Below are 15,075 nucleotides of genomic sequence, written 5' to 3'. Positions count from 1 at the left end.
TTCGATAACCTATAATCGCGCGCTTTAAAATGTCCGGGTGCACCGGGCTTTAGACCGCTGGAGGTAACAACCGAATTGATCAAGACGCCTTACTACCTCATCGACAAGAGTAAGTTAAAGCAGAACATGGAGCGGATCGCCTACGTGCGAGAGCATTCCGGCGCCAAGGCCCTGTTGGCACTCAAGTGCTTCGCCACCTGGTCCGTGTTCGACTTCATGAGTGAGTACATGGATGGCACCACTTCTTCGTCATTGAACGAGGTCAAACTGGGCCGCCTCAAATTCGGCGGTGAAACCCACGCTTACAGCGTGGCCTACGCTGACGACGAAATTGAAGAAGTCCTGAGCAATGCTGACAAGATTATCTTCAACTCCATCAGCCAACTGACCCGTTTTAGCGACGCCTCCAAGAACACAGTGCGCGGTCTGCGCTTGAATCCTGGCGTGAGCAGCTCTGATTTCCTCATTGCCGACCCATCTCGTCCGTTCAGTCGTTTAGGTGAATGGGATGCGGAAAAAATTGCCGCTGTGCTGCCGCTGATTTCCGGTTTCATGATTCACAACAACTGCGAGAACGGTGATTTTTCTCTGTTCGATGACATGCTGGGTCAGATCGAAGAGCGTTTCGGTCATCTGTTACAGCAGGTCGAGTGGGTCAGCCTCGGTGGCGGTATTCACTTTACCGGTGACGATTATCCGGTAGACGACTTTTGTGCGCGGCTAAAGGCTTTCTCCGAGAAGTATGGTGTTCAGGTTTACCTCGAGCCAGGCGAAGCGGCGATTACGTTGAGTACGTCGCTGGAAGTTTCAGTGCTCGATACCCTCTACAACGGTAAGCAGCTAGCGGTGGTTGATAGTTCGATTGAGGCACATATGCTCGATCTGCTGATCTACCGCCAGGACGCTAAAATGGAACCCTGTGACGGCGCCCATCAGTACATGGTGTGTGGCAAGTCCTGTCTGGCCGGAGACATCTTCGGTGAGTTCCAGTTTGATCGCGAGCTCAGTGTTGGCGATCGCCTCTCCTTTATCGATGCGGCCGGTTACACCATGGTCAAGAAGAACTGGTTCAACGGCGTGAATATGCCCGCCATTGCAATCAAGCAGCTTGATGGTGAAGTGGAACTGGTCCGTGAATTCGGTTTCCAGGATTACCTAGAAAGCCTCTCCTGAGGCACAACCCCAGCCTTTATCCAAGGAGGCGTTGCGAGGAAGAGTGATGAAAAAAAACGTTCTTATTATCGGTGCCGGTGGCGTCGCTCAAGTGGTCGCGCACAAATGCGCGCAACATAATGATGTGCTGGGCAATATTCATATTGCCTCGCGGACCCTCGACAAGTGCCAGGCACTGGTCGACAGCGTGCGCGAAAAGAACAGTCTGAAAACGGCCGGTGAGCTGCAGGCCCATGCGTTGGATGCGCTTGATATAGCCGCCACCAAGGCGTTGATTACCAAGACCCAGTCGCAAATAGTCATCAACGTTGGTTCGGCATTCATCAATATGTCGGTCCTGCAGGCCTGTATCGAGACCGGTGCTGCCTACCTTGATACCGCCATTCATGAAGACCCGGAAAAGATCTGCGAAACGCCGCCGTGGTATGCCAACTACGAGTGGAAGCGTCGCGAGCTCTGTGCTGAAAACAAGATCACCGCCATTCTCGGCATTGGCTTTGATCCGGGCGTGGTCAACGCCTATGCCAGTATTGCGGTTAACGAATACTTCGACAGCGTAGATGAAATCGACATCATCGATATTAATGCGGGTAGCCACGGCAAATACTTTGCGACCAACTTTGACCCGGAAATCAACTTCCGTGAGTTTACCGGTCAGGTTTGGTCTTGGCAGAACAGCCAGTGGATCAGTAATAAGATGTTTGAGGTCAAGCGTACTGATGACCTGCCGGTAGTGGGTATGCAGACCAGCTACATGACCGGTCACGATGAAGTGCATTCATTGTCGCAGAACCTGAACGTACCGAACGTACGTTTCTGGATGGGCTTTGGTGAACACTACATTAACGTGTTTACCGTGCTGAATAACCTGGGCTTGTTGTCGGAGCAGCCAGTGACTACCGCCGAAGGGCTGGAAGTGGTGCCGCTGAAAGTGGTCAAGGCGGTATTGCCCGACCCTTCTTCGCTGGCGCCCGAATACACCGGCAAAACCTGCATCGGTGATGTGGTCAAAGGCAAAAAAGACGGTAAGGACAAGGAAGTATTTATCTACAACGTGGCGGATCATGCCGAGGCCTATGCCGAGGTGGGCAGCCAGGGTATTTCCTACACCGCTGGTGTGCCTCCGGTGGCCGCGGCCATTCTGATCGCCAATGGTGCCTGGGATGTAGAGAAAATGGTTAACGTCGAAGAGCTGGATGCCAAGCCCTTCATCAACCTGCTCAATGAGATGGGTTTGCCGACCCGTATCAAGGATGAGCAGGGTGATCGTGCGCTGAGTTTCTAAACACAGCGTCCGTCAAAAAAGGCCAGCTGAACAGCTGGCCTTTTTTTGTCAGGGTGTGGTCGTTGATTGCCCCCAGGGCGCTAGTAGTAGCTCCAGCAGGGTGCCGTCGGCATCCTTGGCGTAACCTACCAGCTGTCCGCTGCGGCCAACTTCCTCGGAAATCTCTGGCGTCTGAATGATGCGCTGGCCGGCATCGTCTATGGTCTGGATAAAGGCCTCTGGTGATGCTGTCGCAATCTCCAGTTTCACTGGATTGTCGGTATAGTTGCGGACTGAGCCGTTGGTCCAGTTCATCAGCACCAAGGCTGAGCCGCCATAACCCTGCAGGATGTACTCGTTGTACTGGCCGGCAATGGGCAAGAAGAGCGACACCTTGAAGCCGAGCGTGTCGGCGTAGAATGCCTTGGCAGCAGCGAGATCGCTCACGCCGATACCGAAGGCACCAAAGTAGGACTCGGTGGCGGCAGCGTCGCCAACGATCTCGATCAGGTTATTGTCCAGATCACGACCAAAACCGACTACCGCATTGCCGAGCGCAGGGCCCTGATCCACAGGCTCAACCAGAACAACGCCACCGGCATCGCGGATATCCTGCGCAAACGCCGTAGGGTCTTTGGCGTAGAACACCAGCTTGCCCGGATTCTGGCGGTAGTTGCGAGTCACACCGTCGGTAAAGCCCATGAGAATGACCTGCGAGCCACGGCCATCGGCGGATTCGAGCACTACTTCCTCGCGGTTTTCGCGGGTACGCCGCTCAATCTCGCGCATGCCCAGCCCTTCAAGATAGAAGGCAAGCGCATCATCCAGACTGCTGACGCCGATCGCGGCGCCGCTCAGGTACGCGCGAAGCGACTGGCGGATTTCCAGCAGCGTGCCGTCGGCATCAGTTGCATAGCCAACCAGCGCGCCCTTCAGGTCCGCATCTGTGGACGCCGCCGGCTCCAGGCTGACGGTTTCGCCAGCCTCGGTAATGGCATCGCTCAGGCGTTGCGGCTGAGCGCTGGCCAGCTCCAGCTTGACCGGGTTGTCGATGTAGTTGCGTGGGGTGGCATTGGTCCAGTGCATGAGCACCAGTGCCGAGCTGCCCGGAACCGGTGAGGTCAAAATGTACTCGTCGTATTGACCGGGTATTGAGAGAAACTGGCTTTCGAGGAAGCCGAGTGTATCAACATAAAAGTTGCGCGCGCTTTCCAGGTCCGAGACGCCGATACCGAACGCGCCGAAGTAGGAGTCCTGGGCCGTTTCACTGCCGGTGATCTCAATCAGGTTATTGTCCTGGTCACGACCGAAGCCAACAACAATGCCGCCAACGCTGGCTTGTGGGGCGGGTGGCACTGTTATGCGCCCGCCGGCCAAGACAAAACGGCTGGCAAAGGCGCTCGGGTCTTTGGCATAGAACACCAGTTTGCCTGGATTCTGCAGAGTATTGCGGCCAAGGTCGTCGGTGTAACTCATCAGAACGACATATGAACCGCGCTTGTCGGCGGACTCCAACACAACCTCAATCCGGTCGTCCCGGGTGACGCGCTCAACTTCGCTCATGCCCAGGCCTTCGGTATAGACCTGTAGAGCGGCATCCAGATCAGCAACACCGATAGCGGCGGCCCTTAAGTAGATGCTGTTTTGGCGGTTATCGGCAGACGAGGGAGGGCTATTCTCACTGGCTGAGTCATTACCCCCTCCGCTGCTTAAACAGCCAGATAGCAATAGTGCGAGCAAGCCAAGGCTTAGCCTGGAGCGGAGGCGGGTTGTAACTGTCATGGGTATACCTTTTTATTGTCGTTATAGTTGCTGTCGTTCACAGCGTAGCGGCTTATATAGTGAATGAATGTTCGTTCATTTGGCAAGTATTCTGAATCAGCCACCAGTGCAAACCAGCGAGCTGCGGGTAAGAGGGCGCCCTGTGGTTGGTCTCGCCGCAAGTAGATGGGGTATGATCCGGCAACGCCATTTTCGGCAAACCGGCCAGCAAAGGTAGTCGCGCCATGAGTTCTCCACTGTCTGCAGTCCCCATGTCCGAGCGGTTGGCGGGTGTGGCTGATATTGAGTGTGTAACGCCTGATTTGAATGGTGTCCCGCGTGGCAAAGTGATGACAGTGGAGGGCTTTCTCAGCGAGCGTCGCCTGCAGCTGGCGCGCGGCGTACTGCTGCAGTGCATCATGGGTGGCTATCCTGAGGCCGAGTTCTACGGACATGACGATGGCGACTTGGTGCTGTGCCCGGATGCCGACCAGGTGCATGTGTTGCCCTGGCTGGATCAGACCCGCGCACTGGCGATTTGCGAGGCCGTCGAGTTGGATGGCCAACTATCCGGGCTGTCTACCCGCGCGCTGTTGCGCCGTGTGGTCAACCAGTACGCCGAGCGCGGCTGGACCCCGGTGGTGGCGACCGAATTGGAGTTCTTTTTGTTTGAGCCCAACCGTGACGATACCCAGGCGTTTCAGCCACCGGTCGGCCTGGATGGTCGCCGCGAGGTGGGGGCGGGCGCCTTTAGTGTCAGCACCAGCAATGGCCTGAAGCCTTTCTTTGATGAGATCAGTGCTGGCATGGCGGCACTGGGTATCCCGCGTGACACCTTTATGCACGAGATGGGCGTCAGTCAGTTCGAGATCAACTTTGTGCACGGTGATCCGGTACTGATTGCCGATCAGACCTTTCTGTTCAAGCACATGCTGCACGAGGTGGCGCTCAAACACGGGCTGATCGCTGTATGCATGGCCAAACCGCTGGCGCGGGTTCCCGGCTGCTCGATGCATATTCACCAGAGCATTGTTGACCGGCACAGCGGGCAGAATATTTTTACTGACGCAGCCACGCAGGAGCCAACCGCCGCTTTCAACCATTTCATCGGTGGTTTGCAGCACTGTATGGCTGAGCTGACATTGTTGATGGCGCCTTACGTCAACTCCTATCAGCGCTTCTGCCATGCCTACGCTTCACCCAACAATCTCTGCTGGTCGCACGACAATCGCGCCGCTGGTCTGCGTATTCCGGCCAGCGAGCCGGTCGCGCGCAGAGTCGAGAACCGTTTGCCTGGTGCCGACGCTAATCCTTATCTCGCCGTTGCGGCATCGCTCGCGGCCGGGCTATACGGGATAGATCATGCTTGTGATCCGAGCGCGCCAGCGCAGGGCGAGTTCACGGCGCCTGATGAGTTGGTGCTGCCTAATACACTGCACGAGGCCATCAACCGTCTGGATCGCAGCGAAGTCGCCCGCGAGCTATTTGGTGCCGAATTCGTCAACGGTTACCTGGCCACCAAGCGCATGGAGCTGGAAAGCTTCATGGATGAGATAACGCCCTGGGAAAGGCGCTACCTGGGTAGCCAGGTATAACCGGCAGATAAACTGATTGCTATGCTCTGCGACTGGCTTTGTCGCAGGGCTATGTCAGACTGCCGTCGTTTCCCCCGCTGACAGGAGCCGCCATGCAGGACGCCGACACGCTCGCCCCCGGTTTGATGATCATCCATGGCAATCGCCTGGAAACCCTGCGTGAGCTGGTGGTCGACTGGATGCGCACGCATCCCCTCGGGCCGCTGGAGAATGAAGTGATACTGGTGCAAAGCAACGGTATCGCCCAGTGGCTGCAGATGGCACTCGCGGCCGATACGGACCAGGGCGGCAGCGGCATTGCCGCCGCGCTGGATGTGCAACTGCCGGCGCGTTTTCTGTGGGACAGCTACCGGGGCGTGCTGGGCCGCGATGCGGTGCCAGAGCAGTCGCCGCTCGACAAACAACCGCTGCTGTGGCGGTTGATGCGACTCCTGCCAGAGCTACTTGAGCAGCCAGAATTCGTTCCGCTGAAACGATTTCTGGCCGATGACAGCGACTGCCGCAAGCGCTATCAGTTGGCCGAACGGCTGGCTGATCTGTTTGACCAATATCAGGTTTACCGTGCCGACTGGCTGAATGACTGGGCCGCGGGCGAGGACCGTATTGGTCTGGCGCGTGAGGGATTTCGTCAGCTGGAAGCCGAAGAAGTCTGGCAGCCGGCGCTGTGGCGCGCGGTGTTGGCGGATGTAGGAATCGAGCGGCTGAGTGATAGCCGTGCCGGTATTCACCCGCGCTTCGTTGAGCACCTGTTGAATACCGAGCAGCGCCCGGCAAGCCTGCCGCGCCGGGTGATTGTATTTGGTATTTCATCGTTGCCGGCCCAGACACTGGAGGCGTTGGCGGTGATCGGACGCTTCAGTCAGGTGCTACTGGGTGTACTTAACCCCTGCCAGTTCCACTGGGGCGATATCGTTGCCGATCAGGATCTGTTGCGACACCAGTATCGTCGCCAGCAACGCCGCCCTGGCGCGCCGGTTCAGCTCGACGACAGCACCCTGCACCAGCATGCGCACCCGCTGCTGGCGGCCTGGGGTAAGCAAGGTCGCGACTACATCAATCTACTGGATCAGCATGATGAACGCGCCGCCTACGAGGCACGCTTTGCCGCTATCAATGGTGGCCGCGTAGACCTGTTTGATGAGCCGCAGGGCAGTCATCTGCTGGCGCAACTGCAGAGCGACATTCTTGAACTGCGTCCACTCACTGAAACCCGTGAGCACTGGCCAGCACTGCAGGCCGAGCAGGACCATTCGTTGCGCTTTCACCTTGCCCACAGCCCGCAGCGCGAAGTGGAAATCCTGCATGACCAATTGCTCGACGCCTTCGCCAACGATCCGACGTTGAAGCCGCGCGACATTATCGTGATGGTGCCAGATGTAAATACCTATGCGCCGCATATCCAGGCGGTATTCGGCCAGTACAGCCCTGATGACCCGCGCGCCATTCCCTATACGCTAGCCGATCAGGGCCAGCGGGGTCAGGAGCCGCTGCTGATTGCGTTGGAGCATTTACTGCGCCTGCCGGACAGTCGTCTGCCGGTCAGCGAAGTCTTTGATTTGCTGGACGTGCCCGCGTTGCGTAACCGCTTCGAGCTGAATGAGCTTGAGTTGCCCACCTTGCACCGCTGGATTGAGGGCGCCGGGGTGCGCTGGGGATTGGATCAGCAGCGTCGCGAAGCACTGGGTATGCCGGCTGGCCTGGAAGCCAACAGTTGGCGCTTCGGATTACGCCGCATGTTGCTCGGTTACGCCGGCGGGGGGGCGACTGCCTGGCAGGGTATCGAGCCCTATGACGAAATCGGCGGGCTGGACGCTGCGTTGATTGGACCTTTGAGTCAACTGCTGCAGCGTCTGGATGAGCACGAGCAGCAGCTACGCCAGCCCGCCGCGCCGGTGGTTTGGGGGCAGCGTTTGCGGCAGTTGCTGGAAGACTTTTTTAGCGCCGAGACCGAGCGTGATCAACTGCTGCTGGCGCAATTGCACGAGAGCCTTGCCAACTGGCTTGAGCTATGTGAAGCGGTCAAGCTGGATAGTCCACTGCCGCTCAACGTGGTAGCCGAGGCCTGGTTGGACGGCGCTGGCCAGTCGCAGCTAAGCCAGCGCTTTTTGGCCGGCGCGGTGAATGTATGCACCCTGATGCCGATGCGCGCGATTCCGTTTAAACGGATTTGTCTATTGGGTATGAACGACGGTGATTACCCACGGGCGCAGCCGCCACTGGACTTTGACTTGATGGGGCGCGACTACCGCCCCGGTGATCGCTCGCGCCGCGAGGATGACCGCTACCTGCTGCTTGAAGCGCTGCTGTCGGCTCGTGATGGGCTGTATATCAGTTGGGTCGGGCGTAGCATCCGCGACAACAGCGAACGTCCGCCGTCGGTACTGGTCGGTCAGTTGCGTGACCATCTGGCGGCCGGGTGGTGTTTGCCCGATGGCGGAGACTTGCTTGCGGCCCTGACCACCGAACACCCTCTGCAGCCATTCAGTCGACGTTATTTTTCTGCCGACTCGGCGTTGTTCAGCTACGCCAGTGAATGGCGTGCGCTGCACGATGGCGCCCGCACGCAGCAGGATAATGTGGGACTGCCGGCACTGGCGCTGGAAGCGCCGATCGAACTGGCAGCGCTACAGCGTTTCTTGCGCAATCCGGTGGAGCACTTTTTCAATACCCGGCTCAAGGTTTGGCTGCAAGAGCAGGACATCAGCGCCGAGGACGATGAGCCCTTTGCGCTGGATGGCCTGCAGCAGCATCAACTCAGCCAGTGGTTGTTGGAGCGCGTGCAACAGGCGCCACCGGAGGCCGACTGGCAAGCATTGCTGCTCCAGGAAGCGGAGCGACTCCAGCAACGTGGCGAGCTACCGCTGGCCGGCTTTGGTGAACTGACGCGGGACCAGTTGTTGAGCCCATTGCACGACCAGCTCGAACGTTATCGGCAACAGGCGCTGCTCTGGGACCGCGTACTGCCGCATCCGTTGGCATTGGCGGCGAGTGCGCCGGGCATCGAGATTGTCAGTTGGCTGGCAGGGGCACGTGAGTCCACTGAGCTTGGCGGCCTACTCCGCTTGCAGTTGCTCACTGGCAAGGCGCTCGACGGTAAAGGCAAAAGTAAAACGCCGCGCTGGCGCAAGTTGCTGAATGAACTGAGCCTGCATCTGCTGGCGGCCGCCAGCGGGCATCGTCTCACCACCTGCCTGATCAGTGCCGACGCCAGCATTCAGTTGCTGCCGCTGGAGCAGTCGCGTGCGGTAGCGATTTTACGCGACTGGCTGCTGGGTTGGTTGGCCGGGCTCTGCCGCCCTTTGCCTGTGGCAGTAGAAACCGCCTTCGCCTTTTTGCAGGAAGCGGATGAAAGTAAGCAGTGGGATAAGGCGCGTGCCTGTTACGAGGGCTCGAGTTACGCGCTCGGCGAGCGTGACAAGAACGTCGCGTTGCAGCGCAGCTATCCTGACTTTGCCAGTCTGATTGCCGATGAAGAGTTCGCCGGCTGGGCCGAAGCGCTGTATCGGCCATTGGTGATTGCACAGGATGAAGGTTGGTTGGAGTTCAGCGTGGCCGGGGAGGACGCACAATGAGTGTCGATGACACACCACTGGCGCTGCGTTGTTCGCTGCGCGGCAGTCGCTTGATTGAGGCCAGCGCCGGTACCGGCAAAACCTTTACCATCTCCGCACTTTACCTGCGTCTGGTGCTGGGGCACGGCGATGAGCAGACGGCCTTTGGTCGTGAACTGTTGCCCCCCGATATTCTGGTAGTGACCTTCACCGATGCCGCCACCCAGGAACTGCGTGATCGGATTCGCGCACGCCTGGTTGAGGCGGCGCAGGCGTTTCGCGATGAGCTGGTAGCGCCTGACCCGATTTTAGCTGCACTGCTGGCGCAGACACCGCGAGAGCAGTGGCCGGGTAGTGCGCGCAAGCTGGATATCGCTGCGCAGTGGATGGATCAGGCTGCAGTCTCGACCATCCACAGTTGGTGTCAGCGTATGCTGCGTGAGCACGCGTTTGATAGCGGCAGCCTGTTTACCCAGACACTGGAAACCGACCAGCGCGAACTCCTTGCCGAGGTGGCGCGTGATTACTGGCGGCTGCACTGCTATCACCTCAGTGGCGCGGCTCTGGGTTGGGTGGATAGTCATTGGCAACAGCCAGACCTGTTACTGGGCAAGGCGCGAATCCTGTTGGATCAGCCGCTGCCGGATTCCACGCAACCGCTGCAAGACCTGATCGAAACCGGCCTGCAGCAGGCTGCGCGCCAATTGGCAGAGCTAAAGGCGCCCTGGCTACCTTGGCTGGAGGAGCTGGCGCCGTTGCTGGAGCAGGCGCGTGAGGCCAAGGCGTTTAATGGCACCAAAATGAATCGCGGTCATCTGGCTGGCTGGCTGGATAAGCTGCGTAGCTGGGCTAGCGATGAAGATCAGCTCGCGCTGGATATCGGCAAGGGCTTTGAGCGGCTGACACCTGATGGCCTGGCGGAAATATGGAAAACCGGGTCGCCGCCGCAGCACCCGGCACTGGATGCCATGGTTGAGCTAAAAGCGTCACTGGACGCCATTCGTGGGCCAGAGCAGGCAGCGCTGCGCCATGCTGCAGCCTGGATCAAACTGCGTTTCGAGGCGGAAAAACGCCGCCGCGCACAGATGGGCTTCGACGATATGCTCACGCGGCTCGACGCCGCGCTGCAGGGCAGCAACGGTGAGCGCCTGGCGCAGGTCATTCGTCAGCAGTTTCCGGTCGCGCTGATCGACGAATTTCAGGATACCGATCCGCTGCAGTACCGTATTTTTGATCGTATTTATCGCGTGGCAGATAACGATCAGGACAGCGCATTGCTGTTGATCGGCGACCCCAAGCAGGCGATCTATGCCTTCCGTGGTGCGGATATTTTTACTTACTTGAGTGCCCGTACTGCCACCGCAGGGCGACACGAGAATCTGGATACCAACTTTCGCTCCAGTGACGCCATGGTGGCGGCGGTAAACCGCGTCTTCATGCATGCCGAGTCGCAATTTCCCCGCGCCGCGTTTCTGTTTCAGCGTGATGGTGCCAACCCGTTGCCGTTTCAGCCGGTCAAGGCGCGGGGCCGCAAAGAGGTCTGGAGCCTGGCTGGTCAGCCTGCGGCCGCGCTTACCGCCTGGTATCTGCCGAGCGAAGAGCCGGTTAGTGCTGAGCTATATCGGCAGCTGATGGCCGAACGTTGCGCCAGCGCCATGACTGAATTATTGCAGGCTGGACAGCGTGGCGAAGCAGGCTTTGTGCACCCAGAGCACGGCATGCAGACAGTGCGTCCCGCCGACATGGCGGTGTTGGTACGTACTGGGCGCGAGGCGCAGGCGATTCGGCAGGCACTCGCGGCACGGGGCGTGCGGAGTGTGTACCTGTCAGACAAGGACTCGGTGCTCACTACCCAGGAAGCGCAGGACTTGCTGCGCTGGCTACGAGCCTGTGCTGAGCCGGGCAATGACCGTCTGCTGCGCGCCGCCCTGGCCAGCACCACCCTGGGCCTGGGTTGGTCTGACCTGGAATTGCTCAATCAGGACGAGCGACTCTGGGAGCAGCGCGTCGATCAGTTCCGTGATTATCGTCGCCGCTGGCAGCGCCAGGGCGTCCTGCCGATGCTGCATGGTTTGCTGCACGACTTTCAGCTGCCGGCCCGCTTGCTGCTGCTGGCTGATGGCGAGCGCAGCCTCACCAACCTGCTGCACCTGGCTGAATTGCTGCAGCGTGCGGCGCGTGAACTGGATGGCGAGCAAGCCTTGATTCGCCATTTGCACGAGCTGATTCAGCAGGCCGGTGAGGGCGCCGGAGAAGACCAAGTGCTCAGGCTGGAAAGTGACGCAGAGCTGGTCAAGGTGGTGACCATTCACAAATCCAAGGGGCTGGAATATCCGCTGGTGTTCCTGCCCTTTATCAGCCATAGCCGTCCGGCGAAGAAAGGCGAGCCGGTGCGGGTGCACGATGGCGAGCGCTCGCGGCTGGAGCTGGAACCCGATGACGATACCCTGCGCCAGGCGGATCAGGAGCGTCTGGGTGAAGACCTGCGCCTGCTTTACGTTGCATTGACGCGTGCCCGGCACGCCTGCTGGCTTGGGCTTGCCGATCTAAAGAGCGGCCAGAGTAAGCAGTCGGTATTGCATCGCAGTGCGGTTGCCTACCTGTTGGCCGGTGGTGCGTCCTTGCCGAGCAGTGAGTCATTGCCGACCTGGCTGCAAGCCTGGCAACCAGACGGCAAGGTAGTGACAGTAACCCCGGCGCCGGAAGCGCAGCTACAGCGTTATCAGCCGCTGCGCGCAGAGAGTGCTGAACTGAGTGCGCGTATGCCTGCGCACGCCCGTTTTGCTTCCTGGTGGATAGGCTCCTACAGCGCGCTCACCATCAGCTCCGAGCAAGCTGTCGTGCCAACCGATAGCGCGTTGGCCGAGCGCATGACAGATGATGAACGGCACTCACGCTTTGTGCCCTTGCGTGCGGGTGAGCCGGCGACAATTCATCGTTTTCCGCGCGGGCCTCAGCCCGGTACCTTTATTCATGGCTTGCTGGAGCTGGCTGCCGCCGAAGGCTTTGCCGCGTTGGCTGAGCCGCCAGCAGCACTTGACTGGCTGTATCCACGTTGCCAGCGCCGGGGGTGGGGCGAGTGGACGCCCTGTCTTGCCGAGTGGCTGTCGCAACTACTGCGCCGCCCGGGGGTAATCCCGGGTACCGCGCTGGCGCTGGCTGATGTGCAACGCGGGCAGTATCAGAGTGAGATGGAATTCATGTTCAGTGCGACGCGGGTAGATGTGCAGCAGATAGATCAACTGGTCTGCGCCCATACATTGGACGGTATGAGCCGGCCGCCGCTGCAGCGTGATCGTCTTAACGGCCTGTTCAAGGGCTTTATCGACCTGGTGTTCGAGCATCAGGGCCAGTATTACGTAGTCGATTACAAATCCAACTGGCTGGGCCAAGGCGCGCTGGACTATACCGAAGATGCCATGCGCCGGGTCATGGCAGAACACCGCTACGACCTGCAGTACGTGTTCTATATTCTGGCGCTGCATCGTCAGTTGCGCGCGCGTTTGCCAGACTACGATTACGACCAGCATATCGGCGGCGCGCTTTATTGGTTTGTGCGCGGCATCGAATCAGACACGGGCGGGCTCTGGCAGGATCGCCCGCCGCGAGCATTGATCGAAGCGCTGGACCGGTTGTTTGCCGGTCAGCCTGAACGGGAGGCTAGCGCATGATGAATGACCAACTCGACTTGCTCGGCTCGGCGCCGGATGATGATCCGTTGGCAGACAGCCAAACGCTGTTACCCCTGTTGCATGCCTGGCAGGGTAATGGTTGGTTGCGTGCGCTGGATATGGCGTTTGCCGGCTTTCTACTGGAGCAGGTGCCGGATACTCCGGCTAGCGCACTGCTGGCCGCCGCCCTAGTGAGTCATCAGTTGGGTCATGGTCACGTTTGTCTGGATCTACCGACAACCTTGCAGGCGCCGGATTTTGCCCTGTCGTTACCGCCTGAGGGTGATGCCGCCGGTAGCTTTATGCTGCCTTCGCAGTTACTGGCTGGGCTGAGCCTAGAGCAGTGGCAGCAGCAGTTGGAGCAGAGCCAGGTTGTCGATACTGCCGTGGCGGCGCAACAGGGCAGCCGGCCACTGGTGCTGATTGGCTCGCGGCTGTATCTACGACGCTATTGGCAATACGAGCGGCAGGTAGTTGAAGGGCTGCGCGCACGCCTGCAGCCGATGCCCGTATCGGATGACTTGCCCTCACGACTACAGGCGCTGTTTGCCGATAGTCAGCAGCATCCGGACTGGCAGCGCATCGCCTGCGCGCTGGCGGCGCGCGGCCGCTTCAGCATTATTACCGGTGGCCCCGGTACCGGTAAAACCACCACCGTTGTGCGGCTGCTGGCACTGTTGCAGACGCCAGCCGTGGAGCTTGGCCAAGCGCTGCGTATTCGCCTCGCCGCGCCTACGGGCAAGGCCGCTGCGCGCCTGACCGAGTCCATCGGCAAGCAAGTGGGGCAGTTGCCGGTCGATGACGCGGTGAAAGACGCCATTCCGACCGAGGTTGGTACTCTGCATCGACTGCTCGGCAGTCTGCCCAATAGCCGTCACTTTCGTCATCACGCCGGTAATCCGCTGGCGCTGGATGTGCTGGTAGTCGATGAAGCTTCGATGATTGATTTAGAGATGATGGCCAGAGTACTGGACGCATTGCCGCCCGGCGCGCGTCTGATCATGCTGGGCGACAAGGACCAGCTGGCCTCGGTAGAGGCTGGCGCCGTGCTGGGCGATCTATGCCGCGATGCGGATGCCGGTTATTACAGCGAGCAGACCCGTGATTGGCTGGAACAAGTCAGTGGCCAGTCGCTGGCAGCGGCGCAGTTGCACCTCGGGGACGACAGGCAGCACGCGCTGGCGCAGCAAACCGCGATGTTGCGTCACTCGCATCGCTTTGGTGCGGATAGCGGTATTGGTGAGCTGGCGCGCGCAGTCAATCGCTGCGCTGCCGAGCAGGCACGCGAGCTGCTTACTCGAGGGCATTTCACTGATATCCGCAATCAGCGCTTGTCTGGCCCCAGTGATCCTGGCTTTGCCGCACTGGCGCTGGGTAGTGACAGTAACAATGACGCTGGATTGCCGGGCTACGCTGCATACCTGCAGGTGCTTGATCAGCAGCGTCCGGCTTCATCGACCGCTGCCCTTGATCCGCTCTGGCAAGACTGGGCGCGCGCGGTGCTTAAGACATTTGATCGCTTTCAGTTGCTCTGCGCCGTGCGGCGTGGCGAGTGGGGGGTAGAAGCGGTCAATCAGCGGGTTGCTGCGTTATTGCAGCGGCGCGGCCTGCTGCGCAGCGAGCAGCTCTGGTATGAAGGTCGTCCGGTACTGGTGACGCGCAACGATTACAGTCTGGGTTTGATGAACGGCGACATAGGTATCGCCCTGCGGATTCGCGAGCCGGCACTGATCGCGGGGCAGGCTGAAACCGATGCATTGCGCGTGGCGTTTGCGCGTAACGGTGGGAGCGGCAACATTCGCTTTGTTCTGCCCAGTCGTCTGCCCGAGGTTGAAACCGTGTTTGCGATGACGGTACATAAAAGCCAGGGGTCGGAGTTCGAACATGCGGTACTGGTATTGCCGGAGGCGCGCAATCCGGTACTGACCAAGGAGCTGGTTTACACCGCGATTACCCGAGCCAGCCGTCAGTTTACCTTGCTGGAAAGCCGCCCCGGTGTGTTCGAGGCAGCCGTGCAAACGCCGGTACGGCGGATCAGCGGACTGGATCTGGGCAGTTAA

7 protein-coding genes are annotated in these 15,075 nt (G+C 59.5%); 6 read left to right on the top strand and 1 reads right to left on the bottom strand.

The features are described 5' to 3' along the window. Window positions 1-75: 75 nt before the first annotated feature. Together EF096_RS14375 and EF096_RS14370 are read left to right on the top strand one after the other, a co-directional pair. Window positions 76-1,173: a carboxynorspermidine decarboxylase gene (locus EF096_RS14375; protein WP_123890501.1), complete on the top strand. Its 1,098-nt coding sequence runs from the start codon at window positions 76-78 to the stop codon at window positions 1,171-1,173. Window positions 1,174-1,219: 46 nt separating this feature from the next. Further along, on the top strand, window positions 1,220-2,458 hold the full coding sequence (locus EF096_RS14370) for a saccharopine dehydrogenase family protein (RefSeq protein WP_123890500.1): 1,239 nt from the start codon (window positions 1,220-1,222) through the stop codon (window positions 2,456-2,458). A gap of 48 nt (window positions 2,459-2,506) precedes the next feature. Here the strand turns inward: EF096_RS14370 and EF096_RS14365 are convergent, their stop codons facing one another. Further along, window positions 2,507-4,219, bottom strand: a complete 1,713-nt coding sequence (locus EF096_RS14365) for a VOC family protein (protein ID WP_123890499.1) — start codon at window positions 4,217-4,219, stop codon at window positions 2,507-2,509. A gap of 224 nt (window positions 4,220-4,443) precedes the next feature. Here EF096_RS14365 and EF096_RS14360 point away from each other — a divergent pair, with 224 nt between their 5' ends. From EF096_RS14360 to recD, 4 genes are all read left to right on the top strand, one after another. Next, entirely contained in the window at window positions 4,444-5,793 is a 1,350-nt protein-coding gene (locus EF096_RS14360) for a glutamine synthetase family protein (protein WP_123890498.1), read from the top strand. Between the two features lie 92 nt (window positions 5,794-5,885). Continuing rightward, on the top strand, window positions 5,886-9,365 hold the full coding sequence (gene recC / locus EF096_RS14355) for an exodeoxyribonuclease V subunit gamma (RefSeq protein WP_123890497.1): 3,480 nt from the start codon (window positions 5,886-5,888) through the stop codon (window positions 9,363-9,365). Continuing rightward, on the top strand, window positions 9,362-13,015 hold the full coding sequence (gene recB, locus EF096_RS14350) for an exodeoxyribonuclease V subunit beta (protein ID WP_123890496.1): 3,654 nt from the start codon (window positions 9,362-9,364) through the stop codon (window positions 13,013-13,015). Before recC ends, recB begins: the two co-directional genes overlap by 4 nt. Beyond that, a complete protein-coding gene (gene recD, locus EF096_RS14345) occupies window positions 13,015-15,075 on the top strand; it encodes an exodeoxyribonuclease V subunit alpha (protein ID WP_123890535.1) in 2,061 nt (686 codons plus the stop codon). The genes recB and recD overlap by 1 nt, the downstream gene beginning before the upstream one ends.

The organism is Pseudomonas neustonica (assembly GCF_003797945.1).
In the GTDB taxonomy this organism is placed as follows: Bacteria; Pseudomonadota; Gammaproteobacteria; order Pseudomonadales; family Pseudomonadaceae; genus Halopseudomonas; species Halopseudomonas neustonica.
This window is presented reverse-complemented; position numbering and strand designations above follow the sequence as displayed.

Excerpts from the sequence above, each read along its gene's own strand:
- recC (WP_123890497.1), top strand. The coding sequence starts at position 5,886 with ATGCAGGACGCCGACACGCTCGCCCCCGGTTTGATGATCATCCATGGC.
- recB (WP_123890496.1), top strand. The coding sequence starts at position 9,362 with ATGAGTGTCGATGACACACCACTGGCGCTGCGTTGTTCGCTGCGCGGC.
- EF096_RS14370 (WP_123890500.1), top strand. The coding sequence starts at position 1,220 with ATGAAAAAAAACGTTCTTATTATCGGTGCCGGTGGCGTCGCTCAAGTG.
- recD (WP_123890535.1), top strand. The coding sequence starts at position 13,015 with ATGAATGACCAACTCGACTTGCTCGGCTCGGCGCCGGATGATGATCCG.
- EF096_RS14365 (WP_123890499.1), bottom strand. The coding sequence starts at position 4,219 with ATGACAGTTACAACCCGCCTCCGCTCCAGGCTAAGCCTTGGCTTGCTC.
- EF096_RS14360 (WP_123890498.1), top strand. The coding sequence starts at position 4,444 with ATGAGTTCTCCACTGTCTGCAGTCCCCATGTCCGAGCGGTTGGCGGGT.